The organism is Curvibacter gracilis ATCC BAA-807, assembly GCF_000518645.1.
GTDB classification, from domain to species: Bacteria; Pseudomonadota; Gammaproteobacteria; order Burkholderiales; family Burkholderiaceae_C; genus Curvibacter; species Curvibacter gracilis.
The window spans coordinates 256152-277554 of the sequence record NZ_JADZ01000005.1 but is presented as its reverse complement, the minus strand read 5'-3'; the positions used below and the strand labels follow the sequence as shown (position 1 = coordinate 277554).

General features: G+C 67.0%; 18 protein-coding genes. 7 read left to right on the top strand and 11 right to left on the bottom strand.

What is annotated here, in order from left to right:
- The first annotated feature begins 38 nt into the window (after window positions 1–38).
- The 4 genes from L880_RS0104010 (at window position 39) to L880_RS0103995 (ending at window position 4295) form a co-directional block, all read left to right on the top strand.
- A complete protein-coding gene (locus L880_RS0104010; RefSeq protein ID WP_027474579.1) occupies window positions 39–1064 on the top strand; it encodes a microcin C ABC transporter permease YejB in 1026 nt (341 codons plus the stop codon).
- Window positions 1030–2118 carry an ABC transporter permease gene (locus L880_RS0104005; RefSeq protein ID WP_157462561.1) on the top strand — a complete coding sequence of 363 codons (1089 nt, stop codon included), beginning with the start codon at window positions 1030–1032 and terminating at the stop codon, window positions 2116–2118. Before L880_RS0104010 ends, L880_RS0104005 begins: the two co-directional genes overlap by 35 nt.
- The gene (locus L880_RS0104000; protein WP_027474577.1) at window positions 2115–3770 is read left to right on the top strand and encodes an ABC transporter ATP-binding protein; all 1656 of its coding nucleotides are present in this window, start codon (window positions 2115–2117) and stop codon (window positions 3768–3770) included. The genes L880_RS0104005 and L880_RS0104000 overlap by 4 nt, the downstream gene beginning before the upstream one ends.
- 132 nt (window positions 3771–3902) lie before the next feature.
- Window positions 3903–4295 carry a VOC family protein gene (locus tag L880_RS0103995; RefSeq protein WP_027474576.1) on the top strand — a complete coding sequence of 131 codons (393 nt, stop codon included), beginning with the start codon at window positions 3903–3905 and terminating at the stop codon, window positions 4293–4295.
- 36 nt (window positions 4296–4331) lie between these two features.
- Here L880_RS0103995 and L880_RS0103990 read toward each other — a convergent pair whose 3' ends face one another.
- From L880_RS0103990 to L880_RS0103940, 11 genes are all read right to left on the bottom strand, one after another.
- Window positions 4332–4820 carry a hypothetical protein gene (locus L880_RS0103990; protein ID WP_027474575.1) on the bottom strand — a complete coding sequence of 163 codons (489 nt, stop codon included), beginning with the start codon at window positions 4818–4820 and terminating at the stop codon, window positions 4332–4334.
- A gap of 58 nt (window positions 4821–4878) precedes the next feature.
- Complete coding sequence (locus L880_RS0103985; protein WP_027474574.1) at window positions 4879–6921, bottom strand: ABC-F family ATP-binding cassette domain-containing protein; 2043 nt, start codon at window positions 6919–6921, stop codon at window positions 4879–4881.
- Window positions 6922–7002: 81 nt separating this feature from the next.
- Entirely contained in the window at window positions 7003–8808 is a 1806-nt protein-coding gene (locus tag L880_RS0103980) for a methyl-accepting chemotaxis protein (protein ID WP_027474573.1), read from the bottom strand.
- 253 nt (window positions 8809–9061) lie between these two features.
- The gene (gene prmB / locus L880_RS0103975) at window positions 9062–9985 is read right to left on the bottom strand and encodes a 50S ribosomal protein L3 N(5)-glutamine methyltransferase (RefSeq protein ID WP_027474572.1); all 924 of its coding nucleotides are present in this window, start codon (window positions 9983–9985) and stop codon (window positions 9062–9064) included.
- On the bottom strand, window positions 9982–11154 hold the full coding sequence (gene dapE, locus L880_RS0103970) for a succinyl-diaminopimelate desuccinylase (RefSeq protein WP_027474571.1): 1173 nt from the start codon (window positions 11152–11154) through the stop codon (window positions 9982–9984). Before dapE ends, prmB begins: the two co-directional genes overlap by 4 nt.
- Window positions 11154–12311, bottom strand: a complete 1158-nt coding sequence (locus tag L880_RS0103965; RefSeq protein WP_027474570.1) for a PilT/PilU family type 4a pilus ATPase — start codon at window positions 12309–12311, stop codon at window positions 11154–11156. The genes dapE and L880_RS0103965 overlap by 1 nt, the downstream gene beginning before the upstream one ends.
- A 62-nt stretch (window positions 12312–12373) precedes the next feature.
- Window positions 12374–13579: a succinyldiaminopimelate transaminase gene (dapC, locus tag L880_RS0103960; protein WP_027474569.1), complete on the bottom strand. Its 1206-nt coding sequence runs from the start codon at window positions 13577–13579 to the stop codon at window positions 12374–12376.
- An 83-nt stretch (window positions 13580–13662) separates the two neighbouring features.
- Window positions 13663–15876 carry a diguanylate cyclase domain-containing protein gene (locus tag L880_RS0103955; RefSeq protein WP_084460981.1) on the bottom strand — a complete coding sequence of 738 codons (2214 nt, stop codon included), beginning with the start codon at window positions 15874–15876 and terminating at the stop codon, window positions 13663–13665.
- 116 nt (window positions 15877–15992) lie between these two features.
- Window positions 15993–16877: a 3-hydroxyisobutyrate dehydrogenase gene (gene mmsB / locus L880_RS0103950; protein WP_027474567.1), complete on the bottom strand. Its 885-nt coding sequence runs from the start codon at window positions 16875–16877 to the stop codon at window positions 15993–15995.
- Between the two features lie 37 nt (window positions 16878–16914).
- The gene (locus tag L880_RS0103945) at window positions 16915–18075 is read right to left on the bottom strand and encodes an acyl-CoA dehydrogenase family protein (RefSeq protein WP_027474566.1); all 1161 of its coding nucleotides are present in this window, start codon (window positions 18073–18075) and stop codon (window positions 16915–16917) included.
- A 101-nt stretch (window positions 18076–18176) separates the two neighbouring features.
- Entirely contained in the window at window positions 18177–19676 is a 1500-nt protein-coding gene (locus L880_RS0103940) for a CoA-acylating methylmalonate-semialdehyde dehydrogenase (RefSeq protein WP_425389162.1), read from the bottom strand.
- A gap of 161 nt (window positions 19677–19837) precedes the next feature.
- On the opposite strand from L880_RS0103940, the gene L880_RS0103935 reads away from it, so the two are divergent.
- The 3 genes from L880_RS0103935 to L880_RS0103925 are packed head-to-tail and all read left to right on the top strand — an operon-like array spanning window position 19838 to window position 21270.
- Complete coding sequence (locus L880_RS0103935) at window positions 19838–20053, top strand: antitoxin MazE family protein (RefSeq protein WP_027474564.1); 216 nt, start codon at window positions 19838–19840, stop codon at window positions 20051–20053.
- 8 nt (window positions 20054–20061) lie between these two features.
- Window positions 20062–20373, top strand: coding sequence for a type II toxin-antitoxin system PemK/MazF family toxin (locus L880_RS0103930; protein ID WP_245614924.1), 312 nt, complete (start codon window positions 20062–20064; stop codon window positions 20371–20373).
- A 6-nt stretch (window positions 20374–20379) separates the two neighbouring features.
- Window positions 20380–21270 (top strand): LysR family transcriptional regulator, encoded by an 891-nt coding sequence (locus L880_RS0103925; RefSeq protein ID WP_027474562.1) that lies wholly within the window; start codon window positions 20380–20382, stop codon window positions 21268–21270.
- Window positions 21271–21403: the final 133 nt, after the last annotated feature.

The following is a 21403-nucleotide window of genomic DNA, read 5'->3' as shown; positions in this document are numbered from 1 at the left end:
CCCAGAAGCCCTGACCCCCGTCACCCACCAGCCCACCCATGCTTGCCTACATTGTCAAACGCCTGCTGCTGATGGTGCCCACCCTGTTCGGGGTGCTGTTGCTGACCTTCGCGGTGATCCAGTTCGTGCCCGGGGGGCCGGTCGAGCAGTACCTGGCCGAGGCCAAGGCGGGCGCCCAACGTGGCGCCGAGGGCGGCGGCAGCTACCGGGGCAGCCAGGGGGTGGACCCGAAGCGGCTGGAGCAGATCAAGGCCTTGTACGGCTTTGACAAGCCGCCAGCCGAACGCTTTGTGCAAATGCTGGGCCAGTTTGCCCGCTTCGACCTGGGCAAGAGCTTTTTCCAGAACAAGGATGTGTGGCAGCTGATCCTCGACAAGCTGCCCGTTTCGGCCAGCCTGGGCCTGTGGACCTTTTTCATCAGCTACGGTGTGGCCGTGCCTTTGGGCGTGGCCAAGGCCGTGCGTGCGGGCTCGCGCTTCGACCTGGTGACCACCTTGCTGATCCTGGTAGGCTATGCCATTCCGGGCTTTGTGCTGGGGGTGGCGCTGCTGGTGATCTTTGGCGGGCAGTTGCAGTGGTTCCCGCTGCGCGGGCTGACCTCCAGCAACTGGGCCGATCTGACCTGGCCAGCGCGCATCACCGACTACCTGTGGCACATCGCACTGCCGGTGACGGCCATGGTGCTGGGCAGTTTTGCCGTGACGGCGATGCTGACCAAGAACGCCTTTCTTGAAGAGATCCGCAAGCAGTACGTGATCACCGCCCGTGCCAAGGGCCTGAGCGAGCGCCAGGTGCTGTGGAAGCACGTGTTCCGCAACGCGCTGATCCCCATCATCACCGGCTTTCCGGCGGCCTTTGTGGGCGCCTTCTTCACCGGCTCGCTGCTGATCGAGACCCTGTTCTCGCTCGATGGTCTGGGCCTGCTGAGCTATGAGAGCGTGATCCGGCGCGACTACCCGGTGGTGCTGGGCACGCTGTACCTGTTCACGCTGATCGGCCTGGTGACCAAGCTGATCTCTGACCTGTCTTATGTCTGGGTGGACCCCCGTGTCAAATTCGATTGAATCACCCACCGTGTCTGCGCCTGCCAGCCTCAGCCCCTCGCGCCGCGCCTGGCTGCGCTTCAAGCGCAACCGCCTGGGCTACTGGAGCCTGCTGCTGTTCGCGGCCCTGGTGCTGATGAGCCTGGGCGCCGAGCTGATCTCCAACGACCGCCCGCTCGTGGTGCGCTATGCCGGCCAGACCTACTTCCCGATGTGGAACGACTACCCCGAGAAGGTGTTTGGCGGCGACTTCGAAACCCCCACCGATTACCTCGACCCCTTCATCCGCCAGCAACTGGCCCAGCCCGGCAACTGGGCGGTGTTTGCGCCCAACCCCTACGGCCCCAAGACCCTGAACTACTTCGCCAAGGAGCCCAACCCCTCCGGCCCCAGCCGCGACAACTGGCTGGGTACCGATGACCGGGGGCGTGACCTGCTGGCCCAGCTGATTTACGGCTTTCGCGTCAGCGTGCTGTTTGCCCTGGCGCTCACGGTGTCGGGGGTGCTGCTGGGGGTGCTGACCGGGGCGGTGCAGGGCTATTTTGGCGGGCGCACCGACCTGGCCTTCCAGCGCTTCATCGAAATCTGGGGCTCCATGCCCGAGCTGTACCTGCTGATCATCTTCAGCGCGGTGTTCGCGCCCAGTGTGGCCCTGCTGCTGGTGCTGCTCAGCCTGTTCGGCTGGATGGGCCTGTCGGACTATGTGCGCGCCGAATTCTTGCGCAACCGGCAGCTCGACTACGTCAAGGCCGCCCGCGCCCTGGGGGTGTCGAACACCCAGATCATCTGGCGCCACATCCTGCCCAACAGCCTGACCCCGGTGGTCACCTTTTTGCCCTTCCGCATGAGTGCGGCCATCCTGGCACTCACCTCGCTCGATTTTCTGGGCCTGGGGGTGCCGCCCGGCACGCCCTCGCTGGGTGAATTGCTGAGCCAGGGCAAAAGCAACATCGACGCCTGGTGGATCTCGCTGTCGACCTTTGGCGTGCTGGTGATCACCCTGCTGCTGCTCACCTTCATGGGCGACGCGCTGCGTGATGCCCTCGACCCGCGTCAGGCGGAGGCCCAGGCATGAACACCCCGACCACGGACGCACCCCTGTTGCAGGTGCAGGACCTGCGCATCGCCTTTGATGGCAAGGAGGTGGTGCATGGCATCAGCTTCAACCTGGCCGCAGGCGAGAAACTGGCCCTGGTGGGCGAATCCGGCTCGGGCAAATCGGTCACCGCGCTGAGCCTGCTGCGTCTGGCCGCCCATGCCCGCTGCCAGGGCTGTGTGCTGCTGCGCGACACCGCCCCCGGCGCCCCGATGCGCGACCTGCTGAGCCTGCCCGAGCGTGAGCTGCAAGGCCTGCGCGGCGACGACATCGCCATGATCTTCCAGGAGCCCATGACCGCCCTCAACCCGCTGTTCACGGTGGGCGAGCAGATCGTGGAGGTGCTGCAACTCAAGAAGGGCCTGAACCGCCAACAAGCCTGGCCCCTGGCCGTGAAAGCCCTGGCCGACACCGGCATCCCCGAGCCGGAACGGCGGGCCCGCAGCTACCCGCACCAGTTGTCGGGCGGCCAACGCCAGCGCGCCATGATCGCCATGGCCCTGGCCACCGAGCCCCGCCTGCTGTTGGCCGACGAGCCCACCACGGCGCTGGACGTGACCTTGCGTGCGCAGATCCTGGATCTGCTGGCCGACTTGCAGCGCCGCACCGGCATGGCCGTGCTGCTGATCACCCACGACCTGCAGATGGTGCGCCGCTTTGCCGACCGGGTGGCGGTGATGGAAAACGGCGTGCTGGTGGAGCAGGGCGCCGTCAACGAGGTGTTTGCCCAGCCCCAGCACGCCTACACCCGCAAGCTGCTCGACAGCCTGCCCCGCCGCGATGTGCTGGAGGCCGATCCTGCCGAGCCGGCTCCCCCCACAGAGCTGCAGGCCGAGGCCCTGCGCGTGGTCTACCCGGTGGCCCTGCCGGGTTGGCGCGGCTGGTGGGGGCGCGGTGAGTTCGTGGCGGTGCAGGGGGCCCGCTTCAGCCTGCCCCAGGGCCGCACCCTGGGCGTGGTGGGCGAGTCGGGCTCGGGCAAGTCCACCCTGGCCCAAGCCGTGTTGGGCCTGCTGCCCAGCCAGGGCACGCTGCGCTTTGGCGCCGCGGGCGAGCAGGGCTGGCAAGGCCTGGGCACGCGCAACACGCCGGCCCACCGGGCCTTGCGGCGCCAGGTGCAGGTGGTGTTCCAAGACCCGTTTTCATCGCTGTCGCCCCGGCTCACGGTGGAGGAGATCGTGGGCGAAGGCCTGCGGGTGCACGAGCCCGGCCTGAGCGTGGCGCAACGCCGTGCCCGCGTGGCCCAGGCGCTGGCCGATGTGGGCTTGGGCGAGGCGCAGTTCCCCGGCCTGTTGGCTCGCTACCCGCATGAATTTTCGGGCGGGCAGCGCCAGCGCCTGGCCATCGCCCGGGCTCTCATCGTGGGCCCGCGCCTGCTGGTGCTGGACGAACCCACCAGCGCGCTCGATGTGAGCATCCAGAAGCAGGTGCTGCAATTGCTGCAGCAGCTGCAGCGCGAGCGCGGTCTGAGCTACCTGCTGATCACCCACGACATCGCCGTGATCCGTGCCATGGCGCACGAGGTGCTGGTGATGAAGGACGGCCAGGTGGTCGAATCCGGCCCCGTGGCCCAGGTGCTGGAGCAGCCGCAAAGCGACTACACCCGCACGCTGGTGCACGCGGCGCTGGACTGAGTGGCGCTGGACCGAGCGGCGGTGGATCCCTGGCCAGTGCCGCCTGCCGCGCAGGCGACTCCAGCGGGCCCGGCCAGGCCGATTTCCTGCGCTAGCATCCCTCACCCCCGTGAAAACCAAAAGGAGATTCCCATGTTGAACCACGTGATGCTCGGCAGCAACGACATCGAACGGTCCAAGCGTTTCTATGACGCGGTGCTCGGCGTGCTGGGCGCCGGCGAGCCGATGCGCAATGTGAACGCCACCGGCCAGACCCGCCTGTTCTACCGCCATGACGGCAGCACCTTTGGTCTGAGTGAGCCCATCGACGGCCAGCCTGCCACTGCGTCCAACGGCTTCACCCTGGGCTTCAAGTGCAACTCGCCGGAACAGCTCAAGCAGTTCCATGACACCGCCGTGGCCCATGGCGGCATCTCCATCGAAGACCCACCGGGTCTGCGTGAAGGCAAGATGGGCTCGATGTACCTGGCCTATGTGCGTGATCCGGACGGTCACAAGCTCTGTGCCCTGTACCGCCCCAAATAAGCGCCAGGTGAGCTGACCGCAGCCGTCTTTGACGGCTTATCCAGGTGCTGGTGGCAGCGCCTGCCTCACCAGCACACATTCGCGGATGTGCTGCTCGCCCAGGGCCCGCACGGCCGCATAGCCCATGGCGGCCGACAAGGCCTGGCCGGCAATGGGCACATAGCGGGCGGCCTGGCCTGCGGTCAGGCGCAGACCGGCCTTGGCGGCCAGTGTCAGCATCAGCTCGGCACTGAGAAAGCGCCCGATCAGCAAAGACCCCACCACGGCGACCGCCTTTTGCACCTGCTCGCGACGATCCGGCGACAGGCGGTCCAGTTGCACCCCCGACAGGCCGAACTCATGGCTGATCTGGGGAATCAGGCGCGAAAGCAAGGCGGCATCCACCGCGAAATCCAGGCCCGGTACGGGCAGGGCGGCGACCGCTGCGGCCCAGAGCGCGCGCTTTTTCAGCAAGCGCCGGCTGTTCAGCACGGCGCGCTGCAGGTCGGCTTGGCCGTGGGTCAGGGCCAGGGTCTTGTCGGGCATGGGGGCTCCAGGCAGGTCACTGGCGCCATTGTGCGACGACCGAAGCCATACCCCCGCCTCAGGCCGCCTGCGTCAGGGTTTCGATTTGTTCGTTCAACTCCAGCCAGCGCTCTTCCAGCCGCTCCAGCTCATCGCTGATGGCCTTCAGCTTCTTGCCGCTTTCAGCAATCTCGGCCGGGGGCAGGGGGGTGCTCAGGCGTTCTTCGAGGGTGGTCTTGTCCTGGCCCAGTTGAGCCATGCGCTGGTCCACCTGCTCCAGCTCTTTCTTCAGGGGGCGGGTCTTTTCGGCCAGGGCCTGGCGGGCCTGGGCATCGAGCTTGCGCTGATCGCGTGAGGCGATGGCCGGGGCCGGGGTCTTGCTGGCCTGGGCAGCCGCTTCGGCGGCGCGGGCAGCCTCGGCAGCCGCCGCCTGACTGGCCTGTGCCTCGGCCTCCAGGGTGCGCTGGGTTTCCTTGGCCACTTCGCGCAGGCGCTTGGATTCGTCGAGCAGGTAGCGCTGGTAGTCGTCCAGATCGCCATCGAAGGGGCCGACCACGCCACGGCCCACCAGCCAGAACTCGTCGCACACCGAGCGCAGCAGGGCCCGGTCGTGGCTGACCAGCATGACGGTGCCTTCAAACTCATTGAGGGCCACCGACAGGGCCTCGCGGGTGGCCAGGTCCAGGTGGTTGGTGGGTTCGTCCAGCAGCAGCAGGTTGGGGCGCTGCCACACGATCATGGCCAGCACCAGGCGGGCTTTTTCGCCGCCGCTCATGGTGCCCACGGCCTGCTTGACCATGTCGCCGCTGAAATTGAAGGTGCCCAGGTAGTTGCGCAGGTCTTGCTCGCGCGAGGATTCGCGGGCGTTCGGACCCAGCTCCTTGGCCAGGCGGATCATGTGCTCCAGGGGGTTCTCACCGCTGCGCAGCACGTCCAGCTCCTGCTGGGCAAAGTAGCCGATGGACAGGCCCTTGCCTTCGGTCACGGTGCCGCCCAGAGGCTTCATCTCGCGGGCGATGGTCTTGACCAGGGTCGATTTGCCCTGGCCGTTGGCGCCCAGGATGCCGATGCGCTGGCCAGCCAGCACCGAGCGGTTGACGCCGCTGAGGATGTACTTGTCGCCCTCGTCGGTCTGGTAGCCGAAGGCCGCATCGCTGATGGCCAGCATGGGGTTGGGCAGGTTGGTCGGTTCCTTGAACTCGAAGGTGAACTCGGCATTGGCCAGGATGGGCGCGATCTTCTCCATGCGCTCCAGGGCCTTGACCCGGCTTTGCGCCTGCTTTGCCTTGCTGGCCTTGGCCTTGAAGCGGTCGATGAACTTCTGCAGGTGGGCAATCTTGTCCTGCTGCTTGGAGAAGGCCGCCGCCTGCAGCTCCATCTGCTGGGCCTGCAGGGTTTCGAAGGCGCTGTAGTTGCCGCCGTAGCGCACCAATTGGGCGTTGTCGATGTGCAGGGTGACGTTGGTCACGGCATCCAGAAACTCGCGGTCGTGGCTGATCACGATCATGGTGCCCGCGTAACGCTTGAGCCAGGCTTCCAGCCAGACCAGGGCGTCCAAGTCCAAGTGGTTGGTGGGCTCGTCCAGCAGCAGCAGGTCGGAGGGGCACATCAGCGCCCGGGCCAGTTGCAGGCGCATGCGCCAGCCGCCCGAGAAGCTGTTCACCGGCCGGTCCAGTTCGTGGCTCTGAAAACCCAGGCCCAGGATCAGCGACTGGGCGCGCGGCACGGCATCGTGGTCGCCTGCGTCGGCCAGGTCGGTGTAGAGCTGGGCCATGGCCATGCCGTGGTCGTGGTCGTCGTACGAGGCATCCGACGCTTCCAGGGCCCGCAACTGGGCGCGCAGCTCGGCCAGCCGGGTATCGCCGTCAAGCACGAATTCGGTCGCGCTCTCGTCGGTCTCGGGCATGTTCTGGGCCACCTGGGCCATGCGCCATTGGGCGGGGATGTAGAAATCGCCGCCGTCTTCATGCAGGCTGCCGTTCAGCAAGGCAAACAGGGTGGACTTGCCGGCCCCGTTGCGACCGACCAGGCCTACCTTCTCCCCCGGGTTGAGGGTGACGGAAACCTTGTCGAGCAGCACTTTGGCGCTGCGTCGCAAGACGATGTTCTTGAGCGTGATCATGGCAAGGCCCGGCCGGTGCCGGTGTTGGAAGGCAAAGCCTGCGATTTTCGCATGCCCGGGCCATGCCCTGCCGGCGCAGGCTCAGCGGCTGATCTTGAAGGTGGCCACCACGGCGGCCAGGTGGGCGGCCTGTTCCTTCAGGCTTTCGGCCGCGGCGGCCGATTGTTCGACCAGGGCCGCGTTCTGTTGGGTCATCTGGTCGAGGTGGGCCACGGCGGCGTTGATCTCGCCGATGCCGCGGCTCTGGTCGGTGGTGCCGGCGCTGATCTCCTGCACGATGGTGGTGACCTGCTTCACGCTCTGCACGATCTCGGTCATCGCCTGTCCGGCCTCGCCGACCAGGCGGCCGCCGTCTTCCACCCGCTCCACGCTGGCCCCGATCAGGGTCTTGATCTCCTTGGCGGCCTCGGCCGAGCGGCTGGCCAGCGAGCGCACCTCGGAGGCGACCACGGCAAAGCCGCGCCCTTGCTCGCCGGCCCGTGCGGCCTCGACGGCCGCGTTCAGGGCCAGGATGTTGGTCTGGAAGGCAATGCCGTCGATCACCGAGGTGATGTCCGAGATGCGGCGTGAGCTGTTCGAGATGTCGCTCATGGTCTCCACCACCTGGCCCATCACCAGGCCGCCTCGGTCGGCCATGTCGACCGAGCGGGTGGCCAGATCGCGGCCATGGGTCGCGTTCTGGGCGCTGTGGTTGACCAGTTGTGTCAGTTGCTCCATGGAGGCTGACGCCTCTTCGAGGTTGCTGGCGGTCTGTTCGGTGCGGCTGCTCAGGTCCTGCGAGCCCAGGGCGATCTCGCTGGAGGCCGTGGCGATGGATTCGCTGGTGTGGCTGACGTCGCGCATCACGGCCTCGATCTTGCCCACGAAGTCGTTGAAAGCGGTGGCGATCTCGTCGATCTCGTCGCGGCCCTTGATGGGCAGGCGCTGGGTCAGGTCGCCCGTGCCCGAGCCGATCTGGCGCATGGCGTTGCGCACGCGGGTCAGCCCGCCCAGCAGGGCGTGCACGGTGCACATGGCCAGCAGACCGGCCAGCACCCCGACCACCACCAGGGCGCCCGCCACGCTGAGCAGCAGGCGGTCAAGCCGGCTCAAGGCCTCGCGGCGCTGGGCTGCGGTCACCAGCACCCAGTCGGTCTCGGGCACCGGGGCCGATTTGAGCAGGTAGGCTTCGCCGCCGATGTCGGCCACCTCGGGCTCGTGCTCGCCCTGGCTGGCGCGGCCCAGCAGATCGGGGGTGATGGCCTTGGACAGCTCGCCCACCGGTTTGAGGATCAGCTGCTTGTCGGGGTGGGCCAGGATGCGGCCTTCCTTGTCGAGCAGGAAGGCGAAGCCGCTGGGGGTGGGGTGGATCTGGCCCAGGCCCTTGACCACGTCTTCCACCGTGACATCGGCCCCCGTCACGGCCCGGGTCTGGCCACCGGCCTTGACCGGGTACGCAAAGGTGACGACCAGCTTCTGGCTGGAGGCGGCGATGTAGGGCGGGGTGAGGATGGCCTTGCCGCTCTGGTCGGCGAGCTTGTACCAGGCGCGGGAGGTGGGGTCGTAGTCGGCCGGGCGGTTGCGGCTGGGCACCGACACCATCTTCTTGTCGGCGCTGCCGATGTAGGCCAGGTCTTGCTTGCCCGACACCAGGGCCTGCTGCAGGGCCGGGTTGGGGTCGGCGCTGTCCACGGCGGGCGCCAGGGCCTCGACGATCTGCTTTTGCGCCAGGGCCCACTGGCCCAGTTGCCGCGCCTCGGACTGGCTGATCCGCGTCAGTTGCTCGTTCAGGTCATCGAGGATGAAACCGCGGGCAAAGTAATAACTGACGGCGCTGACCAGCACGATGGCAGCGCTCACGATGAGCACGCTGGTGGCGATCAGCTTGTGGCGGATGCTGTGGAACATGGCCGGTCCTTCATGGGCTTGAGCCGGGCGTGCACCAGCGCGCAGGCTGCAATCCGATGGCTTGGCCGGTCTGGTCGAGGCGCCCCCGCAAGGGCTCAGCAGCCGAGATCTCCAAGCTAGGGCGGGTTCCAGCTGCGTTGAGGGGCGGCTCGTCTCTGGTTGTTGTCAGATGTGACAAAGTTTGACACATCCCTGTGACAACTGCCTACGGCTTTGCCCTTAGCCCGCCCCGGCCAGGGCGGCTTGACCTGGCTCAGTCCGCCGGGCTCAAGGCTTCGCGGGTGACCAGCAGCACCTGGTCATCGCCGGCACTGGTTTCCAGCCAGAACACGGGCAGGTCGGGAAAGGCGGCCTCGAAGTAGGCCCGCTCGTTGCCGATTTCCAGCACCAGCACGCCTTGCTCGCTGAGCCGATCCGGGGCATCGCGCAGCAACTGGCGGATGAAATCCATGCCATCACTGCCGCCGGCCAGGGCCATTTCGGGCTCGGCCAGGTACTCGGCAGGCAGCTCGGCCATACTCTGGGCGTTGACGTAAGGCGGGTTGCACAGGATCAGGTCATACGGGCCGGGTAGGGCGCTCAGGCCGTCGCTGGTCTTCAGGGTGATGCGGTCCTGCAGGCCATGCCGGTCCACATTGATGCGGGCCACGGCCAGCGCATCGGGCGACAGGTCGGCGCCTTCCACCACGATCTCGGGCCAGGCCATGGCGGCCAGCACGGCCAGGCTGCCGTTGCCGGTGCACAGGTCGAGCACCCGGTGGGTGTTGGCATCCAGCCAGGGGTCGATGCTGCCGTCGGCGATCAGCTCGGCAATGAAGCTGCGTGGCACGATGGCACGCTCGTCCACATAAAAGGGCACGCCTTGCAGCCAGGCCTCGCGGGTCAGGTAGGCCGCGGGCTGGCGGCTGCTGATGCGGCGCTCGATCAGCGCCTGCACACGGGCGGCGTCTTCAGGCAGCACCACTTGATCGGCCACCGAGGGTTCGCCCTCGGGCTCGCCGCCCAGGGGGCTGTCCAGGGGCAGGCCCAGTTGCCACAGCACCAGCCAGGCGGCTTCGTCAAAGGCGTTGGTGGTGCCGTGGCCAAAGGCCACGCCGGCGGCTTCCAGTTGTTGCCGGGCCTGCTCGATCAGGCCCAGCACAGTGTTCTGGGCTAGGGGCGGGTTGGCGATGCTCACGCTGCGGCCCCGCTTGCCAGGCTGGCATTCAGGTTCTCAAGGGTACGGCGGTAGATGTTCTTCACGGGTTCGATGTCGGCCACGGCGATGTGCTCGTCGATCTTGTGGATGGTGGCGTTGGGGGGGCCGAATTCGATCACCTGAGGGCAGATCTGGGCAATGAAGCGCCCGTCGCTGGTGCCGCCGGTGGTGGAGAGCTCGGTCTCGATGCCCACCTCGTCGCGGATGGCGCCCTGGATGGCCGTCACCAGGCTGCCCGGCGTGGTCAGGAAGGGGTGGCCACCCAGCGTCCATTGCAACTCGTACTCCAGCTCATGGCGCTCCAGCACGCTGATCAGGCGCTGCTGCAGCGCCTCGGCGGTGGATTCGGAGGAGAAACGGAAGTTGAAATCGATCACCACCTGCCCGGGAATCACATTGGTGGCGCCGGTGCCGCCGTGGATGTTGCTGATCTGCCAGCTGGTGGGGGGAAAGTAGGCGTTGCCCCGGTCCCACTCGATGGCGGCCAGCTCGGCCAGGGCCGGCAAGGCCTGGTGGATGGGGTTGCGTGCCAGTTGCGGGTAGGCGATGTGGCCTTGCACGCCCTTCACGACGAGCTTGCCGCTCATGGTGCCGCGGCGGCCGTTCTTGATCATGTCGCCGGTGCGCTGCACCGAGGTGGGTTCACCCACGATGCAGAAGTCGAGCTTTTCGCCGCGTTCCTTGAGGGTGCGGCAGACCACGACGGTGCCGTCGACCGAGGGGCCTTCCTCGTCGCTGGTGATCAGCAAGGCCAGGGCCAGGTTCGGTTGGGGCTGGGCCGCCAGAAACTCTTCGGTGGCCACCACAAAGGCGGCGATCGAGGTCTTCATGTCGCTGGCCCCGCGCCCGTACAGCCGGCCGTCGCGGTGGGTGGGGGTGAAGGGGTCGCTCTTCCACTGTTCCAGCGGGCCGGTGGGCACCACATCGGTGTGGCCGGCAAAGACCAGGGTGGGTGCGTCGGGCGTGGCGCCGGGGCGCTTGGCCCACAGGTTGGTGACGCGGAAGTTCTCCGGCCCGCTGACCAGGGTTTCGCAGGCAAAGCCCAGGGCCTCCAGGCGTTCGCGCAGCAGGGCCTGGCAGCCGGCGTCGTCGGGCGTGACGGAGGGGCGCGAGATCAGTTGTTCGGTGAGGTGCAGGGTGCGGGACATCAGTGCTTCACGTCGAGGACGATTTCTGTGAATGAGGGTTCGTCCTCGGGCTCGGCCCGGGACTTGGCGGCCTCGGCCGCGGCCTTGCCGGACTGGTCGAAGTCGTTTTGCAGGCGCCACATCAGGTTGGTGGGCGAATCGGCATGGGCCATGCCTTCCTTGCGGTCGACCAGGCCCGCATGGATCAGGCGGGCGATGTCTTCCTCGAAGGTCTGCGAGCCTTCGGCCATGGATTTCTCCATGGCTTCCTGGATGCCGTTGAAGTCGCCTTTTTCGATCAGGTCGGCGATCAGCTTGGTGTTGCGCAGCACTTCGCAGGCCGGGATGCGGCCGCCGTGGTTGCTGCGCAGCAGGCGCTGCGACATGATGGCCTTGAGCGCCGAGCTGAGGTCGACCAGCAGGGTCTGGCGCACCTCGACCGGGTAGAAGCTCAGGATGCGGTTCAGGGCCTGGTAGCTGTTGTTGGCGTGCATGGTGGCCAGCACCAGGTGACCCGACTGCGAATAGGCCAGCGCGGCTGACATGGTTTCACGGTCGCGGATTTCGCCGATCAGGATCACGTCGGGGGCCTGGCGCAGCGCGTTCTTGAGCGCCACCTGCAGCGACTGGGTGTCGGTGCCCACCTCGCGCTGGTTGATGATCGATTTCTTGTTCTTGAACAGAAACTCGATCGGCTCTTCGATGGTCAGGATGTGGCCGGTGCTGTGCTCGTTGCGGTTGTCCAGCATCGAGGCCAGCGTGGTGCTTTTGCCCGAGCCCGTGGCCCCCACCACCAGCAGCAGGCCGCGCTTTTCCATGATCAGCTCGGTCAGGATGTCGGGCAGGTTCAGCGTGGCCAGCTTGGGGATCTCGTGGCTGATGTAGCGGATCACGGCGGCCACGCTGCCGCGCTGGCGCATGGCGCTGATGCGGAAGCGCCCGATGCCCTTGAGCGCGTAGCCCACGTTGAGCTCACCGGTCTCCTGCAGCTCCTCCATGTTGCTGGCCGGGAGGATCTCGGCCAGCAGGCTGCGCGGGGCGTCAAAAGGCAGCAGCTGGTTGTTGATCGGCACGCAGGTGCCGTTGATGCGGATCAGGGCGGGGGCATTGGCCGACAGGTAGACGTCGGACGCACCCTTTTCACCCATCAACCGCAGGATGCGTTCCATCATGCTCATGTTGGCGCTCATGGACTGGCTTTCGAAGTGCAGGGTGGAGTGGCAGCCCGAGGACGCAGGGTTCAGCGGCTGCGCGACTGGACGAAGTTGACGATGCGCAGCGCCGCTTCGACGCATTCGGCCGCATCGGCCACGAGCGCCATGCGGATGCGTTGGGTGCCAGGATTGAACCCGCCCACCTCACGCGCCAGGTAGCTGCCGGGCAGCACCGTCACATTGTATTGAGCCAGCAATTCGCGCGCGAAGCCGGTGTCGCTCAGGCCCAGCGCCTCGGGCACCCGGGCCCAGAGGTAGAAACCGGCATCGGGCAGCGCCACATCCAGCACGCCGGCCAGGATGGGGGTGACCTGGGCGAACTTCTTGCGATACAGCACCCGGTTCTCGACCACATGGGTTTCATCGTTCCAGGCCGCGATGCTGGCGGCCTGGACCACCGGGCTCATGGCGCTGCCGTGGTAGGTGCGGTAGAGCAGAAACTGCTTGAGGATGGCCGCATCGCCGGCCACGAAGCCGCTGCGCAGGCCGGGCACGTTGCTGCGCTTGGACAGGCTGGTGAAGGCCACCAGGTTGCGGAAATCGTCGCGGCCCAGCTTCTTGGCGGCTTCCAGGCCGCCCAGCGGGGGCTCGTCGCGGAAGTAGATCTCGCTGTAGCACTCGTCCGAGGCAATGATGAACCCATGGCGGTCGCTGAGCTCGAACAGCTTCTGCCATTCGCTCAGAGGCATCACCGCACCGGTGGGGTTGCCGGGCGAGCACACGAACAACAGCTGGGTGCGGGCCCAGGTGTCGGCCGGCACGCTGTCCCAGTCGACTGCAAAGTTGCGCGCGGGGTCGCTGGGGGCGAAGTAGGGGTCGGCCCCGGCCAGCAGGGCCGCGCCTTCGTAGATTTGATAGAAGGGGTTGGGGCAGACCACCGCCGGCGTGGGCCAGCGTGGGTCGATCACGGTCTGGGCAAAGGCAAACAGCGCTTCACGCGAGCCGTTCACCGGAAGGATCTGGGTGGCCGGGTTCAGGTCGAGGTCGTAGCGGCGCTTGACCCAGGCGGCCATGGCCTCGCGCAGGCGGGGCTCACCGGCGGTGGCCGGGTAGCCGGCCAGGCCCTCCAGGCTGTTGACCAGGGCGCTCTTGATGAACTCGGGCGTGGGGTGCTTGGGCTCGCCAATGCCCAGGCTGATCGGGCTGTGGTAGGGGCTGGGCGTGACGCCGGCAAAAAGTTGCCTCAGCCGCTCGAACGGGTAAGGCTGCAGTTTGGAGAGCAGTGGGTTCATGGAACCACATTATCCCGGAGTGCCGCCTGTCCCTGCCCGAACCCGGCCTGAAATCACCCTGGAGCCCGAGCACCGGGCCCATTTCAACGGGCCGCTGTCGGCCGACCGAGGGCGGTTTGCCGGATCAGATGGGGGGCTTGCTCAAGCAGGCTGCCGGGTACCTCACCCTCGGCCACCAGCGGCATGGCGAGCCGCCGCGCAGCCGCCAGAACGGCTTGCAGCAAGGCCTGGGCGGTGCCATCGCCCTGGGGTGGGCTCAGCAGGCTGGGGGCCAACTGCCATTCATGCACCGGCCACGCGGGCAGTTCAAGCACACCGGGGTAGCCCAGCCCGACATCTTGCAGGCACAGGCGAAAGCCTGCTTCGCGCAGGCGGTGCAGGCGGCGCAGGGCGCTGGTGGGGTCGCTTGCGGCCCAGCCCAGGTCGTGGGTGCTCAGCGCCAGGCCCAGCCCCTGCCGCTGCACCAGGTGGCGTTGCAGGCCGTCCTGCAGCCACTGCGCCGCGTTGTCCTGCCTCAGCAAAGGGGTGAGCAAGGCCAGTGTCAGCGGCGGTGCGCCGGGGCCATCCCTGACTGGGGCGGCCTGGCGCTGCTGCCATCGGCCCAACTGGGCGATCAGTTCTTCATCGAGCTCAAAGCTCAGATCAGCCCGGCGCGCCACCTCCTGCAGGGGCGCCCGCGGGCCCGATCCGGGGGCCCAGCGCAGCGCAGCCCAATGGCCGCAGCCCTGGCCGTCGGGCCGTTGGCGATGACGCAGGTCCAGGCTCAGCAAGGGGGCCAGGGCCGTGACAGCCAGATCCATGCGGGCCAACAGCCTTTGCCTGGCCTGCTGGCCCAGCCCGGGGGCATACCAGCAGGGGCGGCCCGGGGCTTCATGGCGGGCCTGGCGCACGGCCAGGCTGGCACGGCGCAGGCCCTGGGTGAGTGGGTCTTCCTCGTCGCCGGTCAGCATGGTGGCCGCCAGCAACAGTCGGACCTCGCTCAGGGGACGTGTGGGGTGGCCGGTGTAGCCCGTCACAGCCTGGTGCACGCGTGCGGCGCAGGCGTCGACCTCGGGCGTTGTCAGGTGGGCCGGCAGCAGGGTCAGGAATTCGCTGCCGCCCAGGCGAAACACATCAGAGCCTGCCTCGGGCAGGTGCAGGCGCAAGGCCTGAGCGAGCTGCTTCAAGCAGGCATCGCCCGCTTGCGGTCCGCGCATTTCATTGAGCTGCCCCAGGCCATCGAGCTTGAACATCAGCAGGTTCCAGCCACGGCCCTGTGCCGCCTGGAGCAGGAGGCGATCTTGCAGGGCGGCGCGGTTGGGCAGGCCGGTCAGGGTGTCCACATACACCAGGCGCTCGATCTGGTCGGCGGCCCAGCGGCTGGCGGTGATGTCTTTCTTGAGTTCGAACCAGTGGCTGATCTCGCCATTGGCGCGCCGGATCGGCCCGATTTCGATGTCTTCGAGCACCCGGCGACCGTCGGGCAGCAGCACGGATTGCTCACCTCGCCAGGTCTGCCCCTGGGCCATGGCCTGCTGCAGGCTGCTGCGTTGCTGGGCGCTCAGGCCTGAGGTGGAGAGCAGGTCGGCCGGCAGGTTGCGGAACGCCACAGCGTTCAAACCAGCCCGGCCGATGAAGGCCGGGTTGACGTACTCGATGCGCCGCTGCGTGTCGGTGATCACGATCCCGATGGGGCATTGCTCGATCAGGCTGACCAGTTTGTGCAACTCTTCATCTTGCGCCTGCCAGGCCTGGCGGGCGGCCTGGGCCTGCAGCAACTGGCGTTGGTAGCTGCGCCGTGACAGCCAGGCGACGGTGAGCGCCACGGCCATGTTGGTGATCACCACCAGGTGGGGGGCCAGCTCGCGCTGAAAGCGCGGCCGGGGCAGCCAGCCCCGTGCCTCGAACCACGGCAGGGCCAGCATGTAGCCGGTGTTGAGCAGGGCCACGGCCAGGGCACTGCGGGGCCCCAGCAACCAGGCGGCGCAAGCCACCTGGATGGGGAAGCTGAGGATCAGGGGCCCGTTCAGGCCGCCGTTGTGGAACACCACCTCCAGAGAGATCAGCCATTGCCCCCAGATCAGCACCTGGGCCGCTGCCTGGCTCTGCCCCAGGTTGACCAGCAGCAGGCAGCTGGGCAGCACCAGCAGGATGGCCAGGCGGATGCGGGCGATCTCTTCGAAGAACCGGGTGTCGTACACATAGCTCATGGCCAGGCATGACGAAACCATCAGCAAGCCGGTGATCCAGATCATCAGGACCGTGTCCTGACGGGCGATATCAGCTTCGGGCTGGGGGCGGGGAGGGTGATCGGACATGAGGCAGCGCAATGAAAGAGGGCCCACTTTAGAAGTGGACCCTCGATGTCAGCGCTGCCTTTGACTTGTATTGAACAGTTGTTGGCGCTCCGTCGCCAGGCCGCTCACGTGGGGCTTCAAGCCTTCTGGAACAAGCGGATCACGCTCGAGAAATCGAGCGCTCCCTGGCCGCCCAGGCTGTGGGCGGCGTACAGGCTGCGTGCCAGGCCGCCCAGGGGGGTGCTGGCCTTGACGGCGGTGGCGTTCTCTTGTGCCAGGCCCAGGTCCTTGAGCATCAGATCGGTGCCGAAGCCGCCGGCATAGCCCTTGGAGGCCGGGGCCGTCTCCATCACGCCGGGCATGGGGTTGTACTTCTCCAGGGCCCAGTTGCCGCCCGAGCTGCGCCGCATGATCTCGGACAGCACCTTGGGGTCCAGGCCGTTGGCCACGCCCAGGGCCAGGGCTTCGCTGGTGCCGATCATCAGGATGCCCAGCAGCATGTTGTTGCAGATCTTGGCCGTCTGGCCGGCACCCGCGCCACCGGCGTGGAAGATGTTGGCGCCCATTTTTTCGAGCAGGGGCCGGGCCAGGGCCAGGGCTGCATCGTCGCCACCCACCATGAAGGTCAGGGTGCCGGCAATGGCGCCACCCGTGCCGCCCGACACCGGGGCGTCGATGCTGGGCAGGCCGAGCGCCGCGGCCGCCTGGGCCACTTTCTGGGCGCTGGCCGCGGCAATGGTCGAGCAGTCGATCACCAGGGTGCCCGGACTCAACAGCCTCAGCAGCCCGGCCTCGCCCAGGTACAGCGATTCGACATGCTGGCTGGCGGGCAGCATGCTGATCACGGCCTGCGCGCCGCGCACGGCCTCGGCGGCACTGGCCGCGATCGGCAGGCCCTCGGCGGCCAGTTTGTCGCAGGCGGGTCTGGACAGGTCGAAAGCCTGCACGGCGTGGCCGGCCTTGAGCAGGTTCAGGGCCATGGGGCCGCCCATGTTGCCCAGGCCGATGAAGGCGATTTTCATGTGGATGTCTCCGTCGAGGTGGTGGTGTTGTCGGGGGTCAGCGGATGGCGTCCGGGGCGTCGCCGTCGAGCATGCGGCGCGAAATGATCACGCGCATGATTTCGTTGGTGCCCTCCAGGATCTGGTGCACCCGGGCGTCGCGCAGCAGGCGCTCCAGCGGGTATTCGCGGATGTAGCCATAGCCGCCATGCAGTTGCAGCGCCTCGTTGCAGACCGTGAAGCCCACATCGGTGGCGAAGCGCTTGGCCATGGCGCAATAGGTGGTGGCGTCGGGGGCGCCGGCGTCGAGCTTGCTGGCCGCCAGCCGCACCATCTGGCGCGCTGCCACCAGCTCGGTGGCCATGTCGGCCAGCTTGAACTGCAGGGCCTGGAAGCTGGCAATCGGCTTGCCGAACTGCTGGCGCTCCTGCATGTAACGCTGGGCCTGGGTCAGGGCCCCCTGGGCCGCACCGACCGAACAGGTGGCGATGTTGATGCGCCCGCCGTCCAGCCCCTTCATGGCGATCTTGAAGCCCTCGCCCTCGGCGCCCAGCAGGTTGTCGGTGGGGATGCGCACATTGTCGAAGCTGATGGTGCGCGTGGGCTGGCTGTTCCAGCCCATCTTGTGCTCCTTCTTGCCGTAGCTGATGCCTGGGGCATCGGCCGGCACCACAAAGGCCGACACGCCACCCGCGCCGGGCCCGCCCGTGCGGGCCATCAGCACCAGCACGTCGGTGCTGCCCGCCCCCGAGATGAAGGCCTTGCCGCCGTTGATCACATACTCGAAGCCCACCCGCTCGGCCCGCGTCTTGAGCGAGGCGGCGTCCGAGCCGGCACCGGGTTCGGTCAGGCAGTATGAGGCCAGCTTCTGGCCGCTGCACAGCAGGGGCCCCCAGTGCTCGCGCACCGCGGGCGTGGCCCAGGTGCCCAGCATCCAGGTGGCCATGTTGTGGATGCTGATGAAGGCCGTGGTGGACGGGTCGACCGCGGCCATCTCCTCGAACACCAGGGTGGCATCCAGCCGGGGCAGGGCCAGGCCGCCCGCGGCCTCGGGGGCGTACAGGCCGCAAAAGCCCAGCTCACCGGCCTTGGCGATGGCCTCTTTGGGAAAGATGCCGGCCTCGTCCCAGTGCGCCGCGTGCGGCGCGAACTCGGCCTCGGCAAAGTCGCGTGCGGTTTGTGCAAAGGCCCGCTGCTCTTCGCTCAGTTCAAAATCCATGGAAGACTTTCAGAACCCAAAATACGGTTTTACCCCGAGGGGGACAGGAAAACTTGGGGCGGCCCGGCGTTTTCCTGTGAGGAAGTTCCAACAGGGTGGTCTCACTTCAAGCTGATGGTGGTATTGACACCTTGGCTGACGGTGCTGTCGTCGAACCAGCGCGCGGTGATGGTCTTGGTCTGGGTGTAGAACAGCACCACCTGCTTGCCGTAGGGGCCCAGATCGCCCAGCTTGGAGGCGCGCGAACCGGTGAACGAGAACATGGGCACGGGCACCGGGATCGGCACGTTGATGCCGACCTGGCCCACGTCGATGTCTTCCTGGAACTTGCGTGCCGCGGCACCGCTTTGCGTGAAGATGGCGGTGCCGTTGCCATTCGGGTTGCTGTTGATCAGCTCGATGGCCTCGTCCAGGGTGTCGGCCCTGGCCAGGCACAGAACCGGGCCGAAGATCTCCTGGTCGTAGATGGCCATGCCGGGCTTCACACCGTCAAAAATGGTCGGGCCCACGAAGTTGCCTTGCTCGAAGCCGGGCACCTGGGGCTTGCGGCCGTCCAGCACCAGGGTGGCGCCGTCGGCCACACCGCGTTCGATCAGGCTTTCCACCCGGTCGCGGGCCGCACACGACACCAGCGGGCCCACATCGGTGCCTTTCTCAGTGCCGGCGTTGACCTTCAGCGTCTTGGCCTTGTCGGCCAGGTCGTTCACCCACTGGCGGGCTTCACCCACCAGCACCACCACCGACAGGGCCATGCAGCGCTGACCGGCGGCACCGAAGCTGGCGCCGGCAATCGCGTTCAGGGTCTGCTCCTTGTTGGCATCGGGCAGCACGATGGCGTGGTTCTTGGCGCCCATCATGCACTGCACCCGCTTGCCGGCCAGGCTGGCCCGGTTGTACACATGGGTGCCCACCTTGGTCGAGCCCACGAAGCTGATGGCCTTGATGTCAGGGTGGTCGCAGATGGCGTTGACCACCTCTTCACCACCGTGCACCACGTTCAGCACACCGGCCGGGATGCCGGCCTGCAGGGCCAGCTCGCACAGGCGCATGGTGACCATCGGGTCTTGCTCGGAGGGCTTGAGGATGAAGGTGTTGCCGGTGGCAATCGCCATCGGGAACATCCACAGCGGGATCATGGCCGGGAAGTTGAACGGGGTGATGCCGGCGCACACGCCCAGCGGCTGCAGCAGGGTGTAGGTGTCCACGCCACCGGCCACGTTGTTGGCCAGCTCGCCCAGTTGCAGGTTGCCGATGCCGGCCGCGTGCTCCACCACCTCCAGGCCGCGGAACACATCGCCCTCGGCATCGGGCAGGGTCTTGCCTTGCTCGGCGGTCAGGATGGCGGCCAGCTCGGCCATGTTCTCGCGGATCAGCTGCTGGTACTTCAGGAAGATGCGGGCCCGGGCCCCGATGGCCGTCTTGCGCCAGGTCTTGAACGCGGTCTTGGCGCTGGCCACGGCGGCGTTGATCTCGTCGGGCGTGGCAAAGGGCACGCGGGCCAGCACCTCTTGCGTGGCCGGGTTGACCACATTGCGCCACTGGGTGGTCTTGGATTCGACGAATTCGCCGTTGATCAGCAGCTTGACGGTGGGGGCGGTCATGGAGGTCTCCTGGTACATAGTCATGATTGGATGGCGCATGCTAGCGTTGCGAATTTGTTTTATCAATGCATAAAAATGCGCCCAAGCATTGCGAAAATGCAGATTGCTTGAGATCGATGCCGCATTGCTTTAGGCTGTTACATGTAACTCTGGAGTTCCCCATGAGCCAATCCGTGAACGAACGGGTGCAAAAGCGCCGCGAGGCCCTGCGCCGGGCGGGCCTGCGCCCCGTGCAACTGTGGGTGCCTGACACACGGGCACAAGGGTTTGCGCAGGAGTGCCTGCGTCAGAGTGCCCTGGTGGCGCAGGTTCTGGAGGAAGCTGATCTGCAGGCATCCCTGGAGGCTTCTGCCAGCACCGAGGGCTGGACTGCGTGAGAGGCGACTTGGTCACGGTCGCCTTGCAGGGCGATCTGGGTAAACCGCGGCCTGCCTTGGTCATCCAGTCGGATTTTTTTGCCGGGCATGGTTCGATCTGTGTGCTGCCGATCACCGGCAGTTGCGTCGACGCTTCCTTGCTGCGAGTGGATGTGCAGCCTTCGTTGGCAAACGGCCTGAACAAGGCATCGCAGGTCATGATCGACAAGCCGGTGGCCGTGGCGCGTGAGCGGCTTGGGCCCGTCTTTGGTCGCCTGGAGTCGGAGCGTCTGGTGCTCGTGGACCGTTTGCTGGCCGTTTTTTTAGGCATCGCCTCCTGAGTCGCCATGGACTGGAACAACCTGCGTTATTTCCTCGAACTGGCCCGCACCGGCACCCTGGTGAATGCCGCGCGGCGACTGGAGGTGGACCACACCACGGTGGCGCGGCGCCTGCAGGCGCTTGAAAAAGAGGTGGGCACGCCCTTGTTTGCCCGCGAGGCCGGCGGCCACCGGCTGACCGAGGCCGGCCGGCAACTGCTGCCCCAGGTCGAGGCCATGGAGGCGGCTGTGGCCCAGGTGGAGCGCGCCTCGCTGTCGGCGGCCGAAGGCCCTTCAGGGCAGGTGCGGCTGGGCACCACCGAAGGCTTTGGCACCGTGGTGCTGGCGCCCCAACTGGCGCGGCTCAGCCGGCAGTACCCGGCCTTGTCGATCGACCTGCTGGCCCTGCCGCGCCTGGTGCACCTGTCGCGGCGCGAGGCCGACATCGTGATCTCGCTGGAGCGGCCCAAGCGGGGCCCGGTGGTGGTGACCAAGCTGACCGACTACGTGCTGCAGCTCTACGGTTCGCGCGACTACCTGGCCCGTCAGCCGGCCATCGAAAGCCGCGACGACCTGCGCTCGCACACCTTCATCAGCTATGTGGACGACCTGCTTTTCACCAAGGAGCTGCAGTTGCTCGATGAGCTGTACCGCCCCGAGCGCTTTGCCCTGCGCAGCACCAGCATCCTGACCCAGTACGAGGCGGTGAAGGCCGGCGCCGGCCTGGCCGTGCTGCCTGCCTTTGTGGCCGCACGCGACCCGGCGCTGGTGCCTGTGCTGTCGGGGCAGGCGCGTTTCACCCGCACCTTCTGGATGTCCATGCCCGCCGAGGCCAAGCACCAGGCGCGCATGCAGGCCACCTGGGCTTTTTTGCGCGACACGGTGCAGGGTTTGCAGGATTGGATCAATCCTTCCTGACAGTGTTCTGATCCCGATCCATGGCTGCTGGCTGTCGATGCCGCGTCTGGAGGCAGGGTGGCTCAAGGAATGACATTGTTGCAACTGAATTGAAGCGGTGAACAGACGCGGTGAACAGACGCGGTAAATGGAC

What these genes read in the sequence shown, in the direction of transcription:
- L880_RS0104010 (WP_027474579.1), top strand. Translation starts at nt 39, where the DNA reads ATGCTTGCCTACATTGTCAAACGCCTGCTGCTGATGGTGCCCACCCTG.
- L880_RS0104005 (WP_157462561.1), top strand. Translation starts at nt 1,030, where the DNA reads ATGTCTGGGTGGACCCCCGTGTCAAATTCGATTGAATCACCCACCGTG.
- L880_RS0104000 (WP_027474577.1), top strand. Translation starts at nt 2,115, where the DNA reads ATGAACACCCCGACCACGGACGCACCCCTGTTGCAGGTGCAGGACCTG.
- L880_RS0103995 (WP_027474576.1), top strand. Translation starts at nt 3,903, where the DNA reads ATGTTGAACCACGTGATGCTCGGCAGCAACGACATCGAACGGTCCAAG.
- L880_RS0103990 (WP_027474575.1), bottom strand. Translation starts at nt 4,820, where the DNA reads ATGCCCGACAAGACCCTGGCCCTGACCCACGGCCAAGCCGACCTGCAG.
- L880_RS0103985 (WP_027474574.1), bottom strand. Translation starts at nt 6,921, where the DNA reads ATGATCACGCTCAAGAACATCGTCTTGCGACGCAGCGCCAAAGTGCTG.
- L880_RS0103980 (WP_027474573.1), bottom strand. Translation starts at nt 8,808, where the DNA reads ATGTTCCACAGCATCCGCCACAAGCTGATCGCCACCAGCGTGCTCATC.
- dapE (WP_027474571.1), bottom strand. Translation starts at nt 11,154, where the DNA reads ATGTCCCGCACCCTGCACCTCACCGAACAACTGATCTCGCGCCCCTCC.
- L880_RS0103965 (WP_027474570.1), bottom strand. Translation starts at nt 12,311, where the DNA reads ATGAGCATGATGGAACGCATCCTGCGGTTGATGGGTGAAAAGGGTGCG.
- dapC (WP_027474569.1), bottom strand. Translation starts at nt 13,579, where the DNA reads ATGAACCCACTGCTCTCCAAACTGCAGCCTTACCCGTTCGAGCGGCTG.
- L880_RS0103955 (WP_084460981.1), bottom strand. Translation starts at nt 15,876, where the DNA reads ATGTCCGATCACCCTCCCCGCCCCCAGCCCGAAGCTGATATCGCCCGT.
- mmsB (WP_027474567.1), bottom strand. Translation starts at nt 16,877, where the DNA reads ATGAAAATCGCCTTCATCGGCCTGGGCAACATGGGCGGCCCCATGGCC.
- L880_RS0103945 (WP_027474566.1), bottom strand. Translation starts at nt 18,075, where the DNA reads ATGGATTTTGAACTGAGCGAAGAGCAGCGGGCCTTTGCACAAACCGCA.
- L880_RS0103940 (WP_425389162.1), bottom strand. Translation starts at nt 19,676, where the DNA reads ATGACCGCCCCCACCGTCAAGCTGCTGATCAACGGCGAATTCGTCGAA.
- L880_RS0103935 (WP_027474564.1), top strand. Translation starts at nt 19,838, where the DNA reads ATGAGCCAATCCGTGAACGAACGGGTGCAAAAGCGCCGCGAGGCCCTG.
- L880_RS0103925 (WP_027474562.1), top strand. Translation starts at nt 20,380, where the DNA reads ATGGACTGGAACAACCTGCGTTATTTCCTCGAACTGGCCCGCACCGGC.